Annotated in this window: 11 protein-coding genes and 2 pseudogenes; 1 reads left to right on the top strand and 12 read right to left on the bottom strand. The window is 61.8% G+C overall.

Annotated elements, in window-relative coordinates; translation table 11 throughout:
• Positions 1 to 37: 37 nt before the first annotated feature.
• Entirely contained in the window at positions 38 to 1,030 is a 993-nt protein-coding gene (locus tag AC3WLE_RS11900) for a tripartite tricarboxylate transporter substrate binding protein (RefSeq protein ID WP_492352024.1), read from the top strand.
• A 158-nt stretch (positions 1,031 to 1,188) separates the two neighbouring features.
• Here the strand turns inward: AC3WLE_RS11900 and AC3WLE_RS11895 are convergent, their stop codons facing one another.
• The 12 genes and pseudogenes from AC3WLE_RS11895 to AC3WLE_RS11840 form a co-directional block, all read right to left on the bottom strand.
• On the bottom strand, positions 1,189 to 3,630 hold the full coding sequence (locus AC3WLE_RS11895; RefSeq protein ID WP_492356977.1) for a TonB-dependent siderophore receptor: 2,442 nt from the start codon (positions 3,628 to 3,630) through the stop codon (positions 1,189 to 1,191).
• A 10-nt stretch (positions 3,631 to 3,640) separates the two neighbouring features.
• The gene (locus AC3WLE_RS11890) at positions 3,641 to 5,809 is read right to left on the bottom strand and encodes a TonB-dependent receptor (RefSeq protein ID WP_492356976.1); all 2,169 of its coding nucleotides are present in this window, start codon (positions 5,807 to 5,809) and stop codon (positions 3,641 to 3,643) included.
• Between the two features lie 157 nt (positions 5,810 to 5,966).
• On the bottom strand, positions 5,967 to 6,983 hold the full coding sequence (locus AC3WLE_RS11885; RefSeq protein ID WP_492356975.1) for a FecR domain-containing protein: 1,017 nt from the start codon (positions 6,981 to 6,983) through the stop codon (positions 5,967 to 5,969).
• Positions 6,984 to 6,989: 6 nt separating this feature from the next.
• The gene (locus AC3WLE_RS11880; RefSeq protein ID WP_492356974.1) at positions 6,990 to 7,499 is read right to left on the bottom strand and encodes a sigma-70 family RNA polymerase sigma factor; all 510 of its coding nucleotides are present in this window, start codon (positions 7,497 to 7,499) and stop codon (positions 6,990 to 6,992) included.
• Positions 7,500 to 7,715: 216 nt separating this feature from the next.
• Entirely contained in the window at positions 7,716 to 8,861 is a 1,146-nt protein-coding gene (locus AC3WLE_RS11875; RefSeq protein ID WP_492320685.1) for a hypothetical protein, read from the bottom strand.
• 514 nt (positions 8,862 to 9,375) lie between these two features.
• Positions 9,376 to 10,320: a glycosyltransferase family 2 protein gene (locus AC3WLE_RS11870; RefSeq protein ID WP_492320684.1), complete on the bottom strand. Its 945-nt coding sequence runs from the start codon at positions 10,318 to 10,320 to the stop codon at positions 9,376 to 9,378.
• Positions 10,313 to 11,545: an O-antigen polymerase gene (locus tag AC3WLE_RS11865; RefSeq protein ID WP_492320683.1), complete on the bottom strand. Its 1,233-nt coding sequence runs from the start codon at positions 11,543 to 11,545 to the stop codon at positions 10,313 to 10,315. The genes AC3WLE_RS11870 and AC3WLE_RS11865 overlap by 8 nt, the downstream gene beginning before the upstream one ends.
• Positions 11,538 to 12,806 (bottom strand): flippase, encoded by a 1,269-nt coding sequence (locus AC3WLE_RS11860; protein WP_492352019.1) that lies wholly within the window; start codon positions 12,804 to 12,806, stop codon positions 11,538 to 11,540. The genes AC3WLE_RS11865 and AC3WLE_RS11860 overlap by 8 nt, the downstream gene beginning before the upstream one ends.
• Before the next feature lie 205 nt (positions 12,807 to 13,011).
• Positions 13,012 to 13,209: pseudogene (locus AC3WLE_RS11855) on the bottom strand (nucleotide sugar dehydrogenase); the annotation flags it as partial.
• 450 nt (positions 13,210 to 13,659) lie between these two features.
• Positions 13,660 to 13,837, bottom strand: a pseudogene (locus AC3WLE_RS11850) (IS3 family transposase); the annotation flags it as partial.
• 46 nt (positions 13,838 to 13,883) lie between these two features.
• Positions 13,884 to 15,113: an RtcB family protein gene (locus AC3WLE_RS11845; protein ID WP_492352018.1), complete on the bottom strand. Its 1,230-nt coding sequence runs from the start codon at positions 15,111 to 15,113 to the stop codon at positions 13,884 to 13,886.
• Positions 15,114 to 15,188: 75 nt separating this feature from the next.
• The gene (locus tag AC3WLE_RS11840; RefSeq protein ID WP_492320680.1) at positions 15,189 to 16,154 is read right to left on the bottom strand and encodes a threo-3-hydroxy-L-aspartate ammonia-lyase; all 966 of its coding nucleotides are present in this window, start codon (positions 16,152 to 16,154) and stop codon (positions 15,189 to 15,191) included.
• Between the last annotated feature and the right edge of the window lie 39 nt (positions 16,155 to 16,193).

Raw genomic sequence — 16,193 nt, 5'->3', positions numbered from 1 at the left:
TTCCCGCTTCCTTCACCCTAACCGACGAGGCATATCAATGAGACCCCTATCCGTCGTCAGCAGTCTGGCATCGCTCCTGTTTGTCGCAGGCAGCCTGGGCACCCTGCCCGGGCGCGCCGAAGCCAATATCGCCAGTACCTTCCCGCAAAAGCCGATCCGCATGGTGGTGACGTTCCCGGCCGGAGGGGGGACCGATTCTCTCGCGCGCCTGATCGGGGCCGACATCAGCAAGTCGCTGGGGCAGCCGGTGGTGATCGACAACCGGCCCGGCGCCAGCGGCAATATTGGCGCCGAGTTCGTCGCCAAGAGTCCCGCCGACGGCTATACGCTGCTCATCGTCAACAGCAGCTTTGCCATCAACCCGAGTGTCTTCAAGAAGCTGCAGTTCAATCCCAAGTCCGATTTCAGCGCCGTCATCACCTTCGCTTCGGTGCCATCGGTGATCGCCGTGCCATCGCACTCGAAACTCCGCACTTTCAGCGACCTGCTGGCGGCGGGCAAGAGCGCCTCCCCCCCCAGCTATGCGTCGTGCGGCAACGGCACCCCGCAGCATCTGGCAGGCGAACTGCTCAAGGTTTCGGCAAGGATGGACATGCTGCACGTGCCATACAAGGGTTGCGCCCCCGCCATCGCCGACGTACTCGGCAACCAGGCCGATGTCAGCGTCAACACGCTGACCAACACCATCCCCTACCTGAAAAGCAACAAGCTGCGCGCGCTGGCCGTCACATCGAAGGCACGCTCGCCGTTCCTGCCCGACGTACCCACCGTGAGCGAGCTTGGCGTGGCCGGCTATGACGTCGACCAGTGGTTCGGCATCCTCGCCCCGGCAAATACGCCGCCCGAGATCGTGCAAAGGCTCAACACGGAAATCGCCAGGGCCATCGCCAAGCCCGAGGTCAAGGCATCGCTGACGCAACTCGGCTTTGCCACGACGACAAGCACGCCCGCTGAATTCCAGAAGCTGGTGAGTTCCGACATCGATCGCTGGCAGAAATTCACGACGAAGATCAATCTGCTCGTCGACTGACCCGGCTGGGGCACCGGCCAGGCCACAGCAGGCGGATCCCCCCGACTTCCCGTAGTACATCGTTGCCACGCGGGCGCAAGCCAGCCCCCGTGAGAGCGTGTTCGTGCCTGCGGGATGGCCGCGACGATCCGGTGGCGCCGGGCCGCCTCCAGGCCGGATCAGAAGCCGACCGTCGCCGACATCATCAACGTGCGCGGCTCGCCAATGGCCAGGCCGCCATAGCTGTCCACCGCCGCCCAATAACGGCGGTCGAACACATTGCGCAGATAGAGGCGAAGAATCGCGTCTTTCCCGGCCATCCTGGTCCGGTAGCGCGCACCCAGGTCCACGCGCGTCCAGGCTGGCAAGCTCTGGGTATTGGCCTGGTCAACATACTGGCGCCCGGTGTAGGCAAGCGCGCCGCTCAGTGTCAGGCCGGGAAGCCAGGCGGCATCCCATTCGGCGCCAAGGTTCACCTGCAGCGACGGGGCGCCGATGACGGACCTGCCCACCGTGCCGGCGTCCGCGTCGCGGGTGATGGTTGCGTCAAGCAGTGCAGCGCTCGCCAGCAAGCGCACGTTGCTGGCGAGCTCGCCGTACAGCCCGAACTCGAGACCCCGGCTACGCTGCTCGCCGTTGACGGCGAACCACGAGCCAGCAAGCTCCCCGCCGGGCTTGCTGATCTGGAATGCGCTGATGGTGGCGCGCATGCCGCCTTGTTCCAGCTTTACCCCTACCTCGTACTGGCGCGACTTGTACGGGGCGAACACTTCACCGGCATTGCTGGCACTACCCGGCGCGATTTCGCCCTTGCTGAGCCCCTCGATACGATTGGCGTAGAACGATACCTGCTGCCAGGGCCTGACCACCAACCCCGCCAGCGTCGTCCACGCGCCCTGGTCGTAGCGCGAGGCCAGTCCTCCGTCCGCGTTGAAGTTGTCCGACTGCACACGCTGGCGGCGCAGGCCAAGCGTCAGTTGCAGGCGGCGGTCAAGGACCGAGAGCGTATCGGCCAATGCCACGCCGGTGAGCCGTGTCTTCGATACCGTCGGCACGCCAGACGGCGCCGGCACATCCTGGAACGGCAGCGTCGCGGGCGCGTAGAGGTTGGTCAGCGCGGTCGTGCTGGCAGTGTTGTACGCGCGCCCGAGCTTGTCGTGGTAGCCACTGGCCACGACGCTGAGCTGGTGACTCACGGGGCCGGTCTGGAAACGCGCGCGCACGCCGGTGTCGGCGCTGACACGCGCCACCTGGAAGCGATAGTTGGAGTCGGCTACCGCCACATCGCCCGCGGCATCGATGATGGTTGGCGTGATGGCAAACAGCCGCGCCACGTGCGTCTGCCCGCCACCGGCATCGGCAAACCAGGTCACGCCGTCGGCAAGGCCGTATTCCGCGCGCAGCAGCTGCGAGCCGTCGCGGATATGGGATTGCTCCCACGGCTGCGAGATATTGCGGCGGCCATCCGGCGCGTCGGGCACGGCGATGCCTGGCACGATATGCAGCAACCGCGACGGCGCGGAAATCCGTTCGCGCTGGCCGATCAGATCCAGCGTGGTGCGCAAGCGCTCGCCCTGGTAGTCCAGCGCCAGCGCGCCCGAGGTGGCGCGGCGCGACTGGTTGTCGAGCGCGGTACCGCCACCCAGGTAGCTGCCATTGAAGCGGATGCCGAACTGGCTGGCACTGCCCAGGCGGCGGCTGATATCCACGCTGCCCCCGAACTGCGACGCCGCCGCGTAGTCGGCCGTGAAGCGCGTCACGTCGACGGCACCCGCGCGCTTGGGCACGATGTTGATGCCGCCGCCCACGCTGCCGCTGGGCGCCATGCCGTTGAGCACCGCCGTGGGGCCCTTGATCAGTTCCACGCGCTCGACATAGCTGGTGGAAACGCGATAGTTGGACGCCACGCCATAGATGCCATCGAACGCGATCTCGCCGAAGTTGCCGTTGCCCACCGGAAACCCGCGGATGCTGAACGCATCCAGGATGCCGCCGGGCTGGCTGACATAGCGCACCGATGCATCGTTGGCCAGCACGTCGCCAACGGTGCGTGCCTGCTGGTTTTCGATGAAGCCGGCGCTGTAGCCCACGGCATTGAACGGTGCATCCATGTTGTCGGTGTTGCCGAGCAAACCCAGGCGCACGCCTTGCGTGACCTGTCCACCGGCCAGCAACGGCGGTTCGCTGTCATGCGTGCCGACGACGCGCACCTCGGGCAGCGTTGCGGGCGCGCGTTCACCTTGCACCGCGGCGCGGCGCACGGCGTAGCCGCCGCCGTCCATCGGCACAGCCTCCAGCCCGGTGCCGGCCAGCAGCACGTGAAAGCCCTCGGGAACGGCATAGCTGCCATGCAACCCCTCGCTGCGCAGCCCGGCCAGCTGCGCGGCATCGTAGGACAGATTGATGCCGGCGGCGCTGGCAAAGCGGTTCAGCGTGACCGTGAGCGGGCCGGGCGCGATGGCGAAGGCGCGCATGGCGGCGGCACTGCCCTTGTCTTGCCCCAGCGCCGGCAGCGCGGCGGTCCCCAGCGTCAGGACAGCAAGCCACGCCCCCGCGGCGGCCGAAGCGCTCCGCGTGCGCCACACCGCGCCCGGGGATCGTTGCGACTGCCGCTTCCTCACGCCGCTCCGCTCAGAAGTCCACGGCCACGGACGCCATGAGGGTGCGCGGGACACCCTGCGAAATGGTCCCGTACGATGCCACGCCCGACCAGTACTTGCGATCGAAGGCGTTGATCAGCGCCGCGCGGAAGGTGGTGGCATGACCGCTGACCTTGGTGCGGTAGCGCGCGCCCAGGTCCACCGTGGTCCACGACGGCACGTGCTGGGTATTGGCCTGGTTGACGTAAGCATTGCCGGTGTAGTTCACCGCGCCGGTCAGCGTCAGGCCCTGTACCCACGGCAGGTCCCACTCGGCGCCCGCGTTGGCCATCACCTTGGGCACGCCCACCGGGCGGTTGCCGAGGGTCGCGGCGCTGTTGGTCTTGGTCAGCTCGCCGTCCAGCAGGGTCACGCCGCCGAGCAGGCGCACACCCTTCCAGGCTTCCCCGGACAGCGTGAGCTCGATGCCCTGGTTGCGCTGCTCGCTGTCGATCGCATAGACCGTGCCGAACAGCTGGCCGCTGGGCTTGCTCATGCGGAACACCGCCAGCGTGGCCATGACCTTGCCGGCATCGAGCTTCACGCCCACCTCCTGCTGCTTGGTCTTGTACGGTGCGAACACCTGGCCCGCGTTCGACGCGGTGGCGGGCGCGATATCGCCCTTGCTCAGGCCTTCCACGTAGTTGGCGTACAGGGACACATGCTGCCAGGGCTTGTACACGATGCCGGCCAGCGGCGTGACCGCGCTCTCGTCATACGAAGCGGTCTTGGCGCCGCTGCTGCTGTAGTTGCCGGACTTTACCTGCTGGTAGCGCAGGCCCAGCGTCAGCTGCAGGCGCTCGTCGAATGCGCTCAGCGTGTCGGCCAGCGCCACGCCGGACAGCGTGGAGTCCGACACCTTGGGCACGGAGGCGGGTGCTGCCACGCTCTGCTCGGGGCTGGCGACCGGGTCATAGATATTGGACCGCACCGCCGTGCCCGCTCTGCTGGCACTCGCGATCCTGTCCGTGTAGAGGTTGGCCTGCAGCGCCAGTGCATGCCTGACTGAGCCGGTCCCGAATCTGGCCCGCACACCGGTATCGAACGAGGAGCGATTGATCCGGAACTTCCAGTTCTGCGGCACGGCCGAGGTGTCGCCGCCGGCGTTCAGGATGGTGGGGGTCTGGTCGGAGAAGCGCGCCACGTCCGAGCGGGTGCCGCCGGCATCGGCAAAGATGGTGACGTTGTCAGTCAGGCCGTACTCGGCGCGCAGCAGCGTCGAGAGGTCGTTGGACTTCCACCAGCCCCATGGCTGCGAGACATTGCGCCGGCCGTCAGGTGCCGCTGGCACCTCCACGCCCGGGGCGACAAGGAACGGACGCGTGGGAGCATCGACCCACTGGTACTGCTCGATCACGTCGAGCGAGGCGCGCAGGCGCTCGCCCTGATAGTCCAGCGACAATGCGGCCACCTCGGCGCGCGACTTCTGGTGGTCCAGCGGGGTCGGGCCCTGGCGGTGCAGCCCGTTGAAGCGCACCCCCCATTCGCGCTTCTCGCCGAAGCGGCGGCTCAGGTCGACGGCGCCGCCCACCTGCGCGTCGGAAGCATAGTCCAGCGTAAAGCGCGTCAGGTCCGTGGCCAGCGCGCGCTTGGGCACCACGTTGACCACGCCGCCCACGCCGCTGTTGGGCGACATGCCATACAGTAAGGCGGCCGGGCCCTTGAGCACCTCGACCCGCTCCAGGTATTCGGTGAACAGGTGATAGTTGGGCGAGACCCCGTAGACGCCGTCGAAGGCCACCTCGGACAGGTTGCCCTCGTTGATCGGGAAGCCGCGGATGTAGAACGAATCGGTCACGCCGCCGATCTGGCCGGTGAAGCGCGTGGACGGGTCGCTCCCCAGCACTTCCGCCAGCGTCACGGCTTGCTGGTCCTCCAAGCGTTGTGCGGTGTAGTTGGTCGTCGCGAACGGGGTGTCCATCACCCCCTTGTTGCCAAGCAGCCCGAGCCGGCCGCCGCGCGCGACCTGTCCGCCCGCGTACGCCGCGGGCAGGTCGCCGGCGCCATCGGCGCTGGCGCTGACGGTCACGGCCGGCAGCGTTTGTGGATCGGCGGCCTGCGCCAGGGCTTCAAACGGTGCCACGGCGGCCCCCAAGGTCAGGCAGACGCAGGCACGGTGCAGCGCGATGGCCAGCGGCCGGGGTTGCGGCGTGCAGGCCATGCGAGGCGACTTTGCAGGGCGGGCGTGGGTAAAACAAGATACAGACATCATTCTCTCCGGCAGCGACAGGTTTTGGTTTCCTATGCTGTTGGCCGGTCGAGAACCGGAATCCCCTCACTTTTCCTGAAAATATTTCTCGCCCGCCCGGCATCGTGGTTCAGCGCGGCCCCACGCTGACCCAGAAGCGCGTGCGGTAGCGAATGCTGATGGGCTGCGCCTGCGCAAGGAATGCCAGTGCCCGATCGGTGTCTCGCACCTGGTATGCGCCGGACACGCGCAGGTCCGCCACGGACGGGTCGCAGACGATGCGCCCGCTCCGGTAGCGCGACAGCTCGGCCAGCAGGTCCGCAAGCCGCATGTCGTTGCCGGCGATCACGCCTTCGGCCCAGCCGTCGTCCGTGAACGGCCGGGCCGGTGCTGGTGCGCTGCCGTCGGCTGCGAGCCACCAGTTCGTGCCGGCTCGCGCCACCTTTGCGTTGTGATCGGCGGCCCGGCCGTTGGCGGGATGCAGGGCGACCGCCCCTTCGAGCACGCTGACGCGCGCGTGCCCGTCCTCCAGCCGCACCACAAAGCGCGTGCCCAGAGCGCGTAGTCCGCCAAATGGCGTCTCTACCCAGAACGGCCGCATTGCAACGGGCGTATCGTGGCCGGTGGCAACCAGGATCTCTCCACGCCGCAACGTCACGACGCGTCGCGTGGCGTCGAAGCGGGTGCTGATCGCGGTGTCGGTATTCAGCACGATCGTGCTGCCGTCGTCGAACCGCACCGTGCGCTGCTCGCCGGTGGCGGTGCTGGCATCGGCCAGCAGGCGCTGCCACGGGGCCAGCTCGCGCGCTGCGCCGGCAGCCAGTACCGAAACACCAGCCAGCGCAAGGATCTTGATAGCCTGGCGCCGCCGGATGCCGCGCGTGCCACGACGCTTGCCCACGGTCTTCAGCGTATCGAGCGCCAGGGCCGGCGGCATCCGGCTGAAATCGTCCTTCAGACCCTGCACGCGTTGCCAGGCCACGCCATGCAGCGGACTGGCGGCCAGCCATTGTGCAAAACCCTTGTGCGCAACGGCATCGCCCTCGCCAAAGTCGAGCTTGACCATCCAGCGGATGGCCTGGTCGACGACATCGGACGGAACAGAGAGCTCAGGCCGCGGCTGCGCGGGCCTGCCTGGATCGGTCACCGGCGCCTACTCGCCAAAGCGCAGCGTGTAGCAATGCCGCAGCGCCGTGGCCACGTAACGTTCCGCCGTGGCCAGCGATACCCCCAGACGCTCGCCAATCTGGCGGCAACTCAGCCCTTCGAGCAGCGCCCACAGGAATGCGGTGCGCACCCGCGGCTTCAAGGCATCGAGGATGCGGTCGATCGCGATCAGCGTCTCGAGAAACTGGAGCCGGCTCTCAGGCGACGGCGCTTGTGGTTCGGGCAGCTGGGCCAGCGTCTCCAGCCACGCCAGTTCCAGTTCGCGGCGGCGCCAGTGCTCGATGACCAGCCCACGCGCGATGGTGCTCAGGTAGGTGCGCGGCTCGCGGATATCGCAGGGTTCACGCCGCAACAGGCGCAGGAATACGTCCTGGGCGAGATCAGCAGCGTCGCAGGCATTGCCAAGCTGACGGCGCAGCCACCCCTGCAACCACCGGTGGTGATCGCAATAGAGAACATGAACCTGCTGATTGCCCGGAATGTCGGCGGCGCCCACCTGCGAAACCCTCGTTCATTTCCGCACCCAACGATGCGCGCACTATGCAAATGAGAATTATTTCTATTTTAAGCGGAGATTCACGGATGCTGCAAGCGCTTCCTGGCAACGCTCGCCCCCTCACCCCTTCGCAGCGGCCCGCGGGCCGCTGCTGGGCGGAACCGCTCCCTCACGATCCCAAGTGAATCACGGCCGCGCTGGGTACCCAGCGCCCCGTCAGAACGTTTTTCTCTTTACATGCCAAGCGACGCTCGCACTTGACGTCGTAGCAGATGCAAAACCGATCGTGAATGTAGTAGGTGATACGGCCGCGATATACGGCCTGGCATTCGCTGCCTCTCGGTTGGTCGCTGTCAATACAATTTCGCTCTTAGACGGGGTATAGCTCAAACCATGCTTCACCGTCATGGCAGATGCATCTGCAGCTGCCATTGCCTCGCCACATCCCTCGGTAGCGAACCCTAGGTTGCCTTCAACCCTGGCGAATAGCGTAGATATCCGCAGCCCCCCAGTATCATTTCGACTCACGCCGTTGCTACTGTCACCATCCGCCGACTCAATGATTGCCATCGTGGCAGGCGAGCCCGCCCCTCGAGCCAGCGTGTTCTCGTTAACCTGGAAGCGTGTGCAGCCAGCGAAATCGATCCCAAACCGTCTAAAGAATGAAATCGTACAGTGCACCAAGAATCCCGAGGCCACGCCCCGCAGCCTGATGCAATCAGCTCCGGCACCGTTCGAATGGTTCAGTGCTGAAATAAAGCCAATCTTGAGATTTCTCGTGGGGTCGCCGTTGTCAGCCAAATTGACATCCAACGCGGGATTAGATCCCCCCCCGCGAAGCGCGCGACTTGATAGGTAGCACCCACCGTTGATCTCGACGCAGTCAACCCCACGTAGCACAACGGGGGCATCACAATAGTCAATAACCACTCCCCCAGTGATTGTTACCAAATCAGTTCCCTGCGAATAGACGCCAGTTGCACAGCCGATGGCGACACCGCCATTGATAACCAGACCAGCAGAATAAGGGCTGTAGTCACCGTCATCATTAACCATGTACGCCGTATTCTTCCAATTACAGCCTATAAGCTGCGTATTGACTGTCCTGACACGATAGACCCCCTTGTTACCAAACGTACCGTCAAAGGAACATCCAACTAGCGCCCCCTCGCGCACCCCATCGAGATACACGCCGTAGTCGGCATTCATGAATTTGACGCCGACCAGCAAGAAATCATCGTATTGAGTAGTGCTGGTGCCGGTCACCCACCTGACGCCGATACCCCGTCCAGTGAATCTGCCACCGCAGATTGTCAGCTTCTTTCCGTGATCGCTTTTCCTGATAGCTCCCTTGCCTTCCATGGCACATATGATTTCGGCCCCGTACGCAATGAGCGTGACCGCCTTTCCAGTAAGGTCCACCTCCGTCAGCCTGTAGCGACCGCCGGCCGGAAACACTAACGTGCCGCCATCCCTAATCCCCGCCACGGCAGCCGCGACGGCAGCAGTGTCATCGGCAACACCATCTCCCCGCGCACCAAACTTTCTTACGCTTGTCGGTTCATCCCCCGGACGATGCGACGGAGAGCGCTCCTCAGTGCCTGCGAGACTTGTTTGCCACCGGAGCAGCGAAACACCGATGCTCGTTGCAAGTCCTCCGAAAAGAATCCTCCGCCTATTACTCATATCCTGGCAACTCCACTCTCGCATCGATCAAGCTAGCTACCCGGTATCCACCAGAGCGGTATTCTTCCGTCAGCTTTTCATCGCACACTAATGGAGCGATGACGGGTTCCACGTCTTTCGCTTGATGCGCAGACAGGAATTGATACAAGCGCCTCCCCCGTTGGCTCATAGCGAGAGCGCACAAGTACTTTCACGGCCGGCTCGCCCTCATCAATATATCGCCGAGATCAGCAATCAGCATACGATAGGCCATCAACGTATTGCGAGCATCATCAATTCTACCGGCGATTAGCGAAAAACCTATGCGACTTAACGGCTCCAAGCAAAGAGTTACAAAAACCAACGTCCACGCAGGTATCCGCTTAAAATGTTTGAACCCGTAAAGTAAGCGGCTACGCAAAGAGTAAAACAACCGATGCCCCTTTACCTGTTGCGAGGTGCCGCCGCCAGCGTGATACGCCTGGACGTCAGCTATATACATGCTCCGGAATCCGGCTTGACGAGCACGTAGCGATAAATCAACCTCTTCAAAGTAAACAAAGAATCGTTCGTCAAATCCGTGCAGTGCCATAAATAGGTCACGACGCATTAAAAAGAAAGCTCCTATCACCTGGTCTACTTGCCTATTCGAATCGTGAGGCCATTCCACCATGGCTTGCGTCCATCGCTGCAGGCCTGGAAGGCGATTAAGTCCGGTAGCGTTGACAAAAAAAGATGCCACCGTCGGAAAACGCGAGCAACTGCGAGCCACCTGATTCTTCTCATCCACAAGTGAAACACCGACAATCCCCACGTCCGCCGCCCCAGGTTCCTTAAGGTAAGTCAAGGGTCTGAGCAACGACTCGGAAAATATTCTCGCATCCGGATTCAAGAAGAGCACAAACTCTCCCTCAGCAAGCGCCGCGCCTTGGTTGCAGGCCGCGCCAAAGCCGCGATTCCAGGTATTAACTATTACCTTTACATCAAATGGTGAATTAGACGCCACCACCTTTGCCAACGACAGAGAATCGTCACTTGAGGCATTATCGACAATAATTACCGATTTAACCAATCCGCCGTGATGCTGCACAATGCTTGTGATTGCATCCGAGAGTTGCCCTCGGCTATTCCAATTAACCAAAACAATATCAAGCATGACCGAGCCCTCCCTTTTGCCATCTGAATCGGTACGGTGTCATAAACAGCCAATACCAAAACCAGACCTGAATCCAGGTTGATAGCAACGAAAAATACTGATCCTGGAAGAACTGCATCACCAACGGGTACACCGAAGCCGAATAATAAAAGATCCAGACTCCACCGCTCGAACGCGCTCTCCTATACAACCAATAGTGCACCATCAAAAACACCGGCGGAATTAGCACGCCGATGTACGAAAAGTCTCGAAAATAAACCTCGTATACCGTATACACATTGGTTGGATCCGGTACGAACGCATATCCTTTGACCAAAGATACCGGGGCCTTATCTGAAATACCCAGGGCATATTGAAGGGACACAAACAAGCGAAACGTATTCTCCCCCCAACTTAAATCCGGATTCCATTCTACAAGTCGGGAAAATGCAAGAAACGGACCAACTACATAGCCTCTCAGGCTTTCGAGAAAAGACTCAATATTCTCCGCAATACCCTCATCCGCGGAAATCCCCTTCGCAGTCATCGCCGCTACAAATATCGATAAAGCCGCAAAGATAACCAGCGCGATGAGTAACCCACGCATACGAATTGCACCAACATTCATCAACGGAACAAGAGCCAGACACAAAAAGAACAAGATGTATGTCCGACCAGTGCTGAGATAGCAGTAACATAGACTCACCGCGACGGAAAGCCACAGGCGACCACCTCCCAAATTTGATTGGCGGTAAAGAAATATCGACACGGAGGTAGTCACAAAAGAAAGTACCCACAAGTATGCCAATATCCCATAACCTTCTCCATCCTCCGTTATCGCCGCACGGAGTTTTATATAACCCAACACAGTAAAAATGCTCTCACCATCCGCAATTTCCGTAGCTCGCCCGTAGACGAACGGGAGCGCAATGATCGCCACTAACTGCGCCAGGTCAATAAATCTACTCTTTCTCGCAATGACCCCGTGCCGCCAAACTTCTGCGCCCCCCACCCGAAGTCGGAGACAGCATGAGATCATAATAAACAACGCAAGAAGCTTTGCCGTCAAAATAATAAGGATAAATTCTACCGAAACCGAGATAAAAGTATCCCGAGACAAATAATATCCAAATAGCAAAAAGAACCAAACGAAGAAGTAAATCTGAAATGGATTCCCGAATCCCAATTGCCGCCGACTCGCTGTCAGCAGCCCCGCCAACGTAATGAGCAACAATATCTCAAACATTCCGCCTCCTGGAATAGTATGCTAACGCGCTGGCGTCGAAAATCATGCGACCCACCCAGGCCCAAGCCGCACCATGAATACCATAGTTATTCAGGAGAAAATATAGCGCAACAACAAAAAACGGCAATTCAATCACGTGCAATGTTGCGGTCAAATTGGCTCGCCCGTCCGCCTGAATCAACGCGTAAAACATGGAGCCGATCGCATTGGCAAAGACTCCGAGACACAGCACTTGACCGATTACAATTGACTCGGAATTTAGATGATCCTTTATCCACCATAAGAGTACCTCCGGCAGAAGCAAAGCCATTAATATGCTCACCACCGCCATTAATCCAATCATGATGTATAACCAGCGACGAAAATAGGCGCGCCACTCGCCAGGACGTTCACGCATCAACTGGCTCAAGGTTGGGAACATTACGGACGATACTGAGCTCACCAATATCAAGCTCTGCGTCACCATCTCGTACGGCAAAACATAGACAGTCACCGCTGCAGCAGAGATGACCGAGGCGATAACAAAACGATCCGCTTGGACTAAGATCGGGCTTACTATGCTACTGACCGTCACCCATCCGCCGAAAGCGAACAGTGATCGCGCGATCTTCGAAGAATAGACGCCCTTATATCCAACCCCACCAATCCGCATGCATCGGGCAGCTAAGTGATCAAATGCGAACAAGGCAAGAACCCTACTGACTACTAACGTTGCAATCAGCCACGGAAGTTGATTGGTGTAGAGGGTCACCAGATACGGCCCACCAAAATTGATTACGCCGAGTCCCGCGCGCAATAAACTAATGCCTTTGAAGTTCAGAAAGGCTTCGTTCATGCCGCGATAGGTGGCACTCATCGCCTGTGCCGGTAACGCAATCGCTAGCAATATCATGGCCGAGCGGATCTCAAGAGGGGGGGTACCATGCGCATCGATCCAAGCGTATCCACCCAGCAACGCGGTCGCCGCGACGAAACTACCACCGACCAGCCCTGTCACAAGAGTAATCCGCCGCGCTGTCGCCAGCACGTCCGGGATATCCGCTAGATCGTCTGCGCCCCGTAGACTGGATACCAACTGCGTCAGTGCACGACCGATCCCGAGATCTAGCGCACCCGCATAGCCGATCAATCCCCATGCCAGCGCCAGCAACCCAAACCGTTCGTTCCCGAGTTTCTGTATGAGTTGCGGGACCGTGACAGCGGCGACGAGTAATGGGAGCGCCAATCCAGCTAGATTCCACGAAATATGGGATAGCCGCATGATCTACCGATTTCAACCTGAGATCGAGCCTCGCAATCTCATCAGATACCATGGCATCGCCTGCTCAATGCCTGTTCTGACACGATATTTCGGATCGTAACCAATTAGATTTCTGGCTTTCACAATATCGGCCTGACTATCGCGTATATCACCAGGACGGAAGTTCCGATATCTCGGTGACTTACCATATGCAACGTCGCCAAGAGCTATTGTGCAAATACGCACAATTCTCCTTAAAGGTCAGTCCTAGGACGATCACCTTCGCACGCTTCACCGCGTTTCCAGACTGAATGATCTTCTTTACCGTCTGCTGTGCCACACACACCGCCATGCCATCATTGATGCAACCACCGGCCAGAATGACTTGCGGGTGATAGCCCAGCATCTCAGCCTTGTGGGTCAGGTCCGGACAAATGGATGTTCTGGCGTCTTCTCTTGTTTCAAGAATTATCGGCGGTGCTGGCAGCGTCAGAGAGTATTTATGTGCGGCACCACATATAAGCATTTCTTCGGTGCCGCATCGACGCCGCCATCGACGCACGGTCAGCAAGGTATGTCCGCGCGAAAGTCCAGTAGCAAGTTAATGCCAGGCGGTCCGCACGTTGGTGCTTCGCCCAGATGCCGGGGCCATAGCTATCTACGCGCAATTCTTCACTAACGCGACATATTTTGCTCATATATGTCTGGATTCGATCAGGAAACGCTCCAGCAAGCCCGGGGCAGCGGATCAGCCATTCGGCTGAACCACAAGCACAACTCGCTATAAGTTCCCCGTCCGGGCGAGCCCCTTACAACGATGAAAATCCGTACACTCTGTCGTAAAGAGAACTAAGAATCACCCACATGTGCCATGGCGGTAGCGCTGGCCGTGCACGCGCTCGTTCTTCAAGCTATTGAAGAAGCTTTCGCTGGGGGCATTGTCCCAACAATTCGCTTTGCGACTCACCGAGCAGACCATGCCATAGCCAGCAAGCTTGGCCTGGAAGGCTTGGCGGCCGCGGGTCGGAGTGGTGGATCAGCCCCGGCGCCGCAGCGCCGGCTTGCCAGAGGCCGCTCACGGCGGGGGGCAACAGCCGTTCAGCCTTTCACGCACACCACCTGCCGCAATGTGTGCACAATCTCCACCAGGTCAGCCTGCGCCGCCATCACCGCGTCGATGTCCTTGTACGCCATCGGGATCTCGTCGATCACCGCGGCGTCCTTGCGGCATTCGACCCCCTCGGTCGCATGCACCTGGTCGGCCACGGTGAAGCGGCGCTTGGCCTCGCTGCGGCTCATGGTGCGCCCCGCGCCGTGGCTGCATGAGCAGAACGATTCCGGGTTGCCCTTGCCGCGCACGATGAAGGAGCGCGCGCCCATCGATCCCGGGATGATGCCCAGCTCGCCCACGCGCGCACTGACCGCGCCCTTGCGCGTGACCAGCACGTCGGCGCCGAAGTGGTGTTCCTTCTGCACGTAGTTGTGGTGGCAGTTGACCGCCTCCAGCCGCGCCTGGAACGGCCTGCGCAGCACGCGCTGCGCCGCGGCCAGCACCGCCTCCATCATCAGCTCGCGGTTGCGGCGCGCGTAGGCCTGGGCCCATGACACGGCGAAGATGTAGTCCTCGTAGTGCGTGGAGCCTTCGACCAGGTAGGCCAGGTCGCGGTCCGGCAGGTTGGCGAGGTGCTTGCGCATGTCCTGCTGCGCCAGCGAAATGAAGGTCATGCCGATAGCATTGCCGACGCCGCGCGAGCCGCTGTGCAGCATGAACCAGACTGACTGGGCCTCGTCCAGGCACACCTCGATAAAGTGGTTGCCGGTGCCGAGCGTGCCCAAGTGATTGCGATGGTTGGTGCGCGCCAGGTGCGGATACTTGTCGGTGATGCGCTGAAAGCCCGGCGCCATTTCGGCCCATGCCGCGTCAACGGGCGCCGGCGCCGAGCCCCAGGCCCCCTGGTCGCGCCGCCCGCCTTGCGCGGTGCGCCCGTGCGGAACGGCGTGCTCGATCGCGCTGCGCAGTGGCCCGAGGTTGTCGGGCAGGTCAGCGGCGGTGAGCGAGGTCTTCACGGCCATCATGCCGCAGCCGATGTCCACGCCCACCGCCGCGGGAATCACCGCGCCCACGGTCGGGATCACCGAGCCGATGGTCGAGCCCTTGCCCAGATGTACATCCGGCATCACCGCAAGATGGCGGAAGATGAACGGCATCCGCGCCGTGTTCAGCAGTTGCTCGCGGGCAGCGCCTTCCACCGGGACGCCGCGCGTCCACAGCTTGACCGGCTTGCCGGCGCCGGTGTCCAGCACGTCATAGTGGCGCTTGTCCGTCATGGCCGCCCCTGGCTTTGTCGTCGCGGATTGCAGGTTAGACGGCCAGGGCCAGTCCAGGATTCCCTGCCGCCCGACTCAAGCCAACAGGAAGCTGCCGAAGGCGCCCAGGTCGACATTGCCGCCCGAGATGATGACCCCCACGCGCTTGCCCTTCACATCCAGCTTGCCGTGCAGCACCGCGGCGGCGGCCAGGCAGCCGGTGGGCTCAGCCACGATCTTCATGCGCCCGGCGAAGAACTTCATGGTATCGACCAGTTCCGCATCCGACACCGTGACGATGTCCGTCACCAGTTCGCGGATCACGGCAAAGGTGTGGTTGCCCAGGAACGGCGTCTGCGCGCCATCGGCGATGGTGCGCGGAGTGTCGATGCGGACGATCTCGCCGCTGCGCAGGCTGCGCTGGCCGTCGTTGCCGGCCTCGGGTTCGACGCCGTACACGGCGCAGCCGGGCGACATCGCCTGCGCCGCCACCGCGCAGCCAGACAGCAGCCCGCCGCCGCCCAGGCACACCACCAGCATGTCCAGCGGGCCGGTTTCCTCGAACAGCTCCTTGGCGGCCGTGCCCTGCCCCGCCATCACGTGCGGATGGTCATACGGCGGGATCAGCGTCATGCCGCGCTCGGCGGCGATGCGCCGGCCCAGCGCCTCGCGATCGTCCTGGTAGCGGTCGTACAGCACCACTTCGGCGCCGTAGCCGCGCGTGGCCTCGATCTTGATCGCGGGGGCGTCCTGCGGCATCACGATCACCGCCTGCACGCCCAGCAGCCGGGCCGACAGCGCGATCGCCTGCGCATGGTTGCCCGAAGAGAACGCCAGCACGCCACCCGCCTTCTGCTGCGGCGTGAACTGGGCGATGGCGTTGTAGGCGCCGCGGAACTTGAAGGCGCCGATGCGCTGGAAGTTCTCGGCCTTGAAGAACAGCTGCGCGCCGGTGGCCGCGTCAGCGGTGGCGGAAGTCAGCACCGGGGTGCGGTGGGCCGCCGCGCGAATGCGTTCGTGGGCGGCAGCGACGTCGTCGAAGGAGATAGGCAGGGCGGTCATGGCGGTGGCAAGGAGGCTGGGACCGGCCAGTTTACCCGC

This window comes from Cupriavidus sp. FW306-1B-F12B, assembly GCF_058781795.1.
Note: the sequence above shows the minus strand (reverse complement) of the source record. Positions and strands in the feature narration are given on the sequence as shown.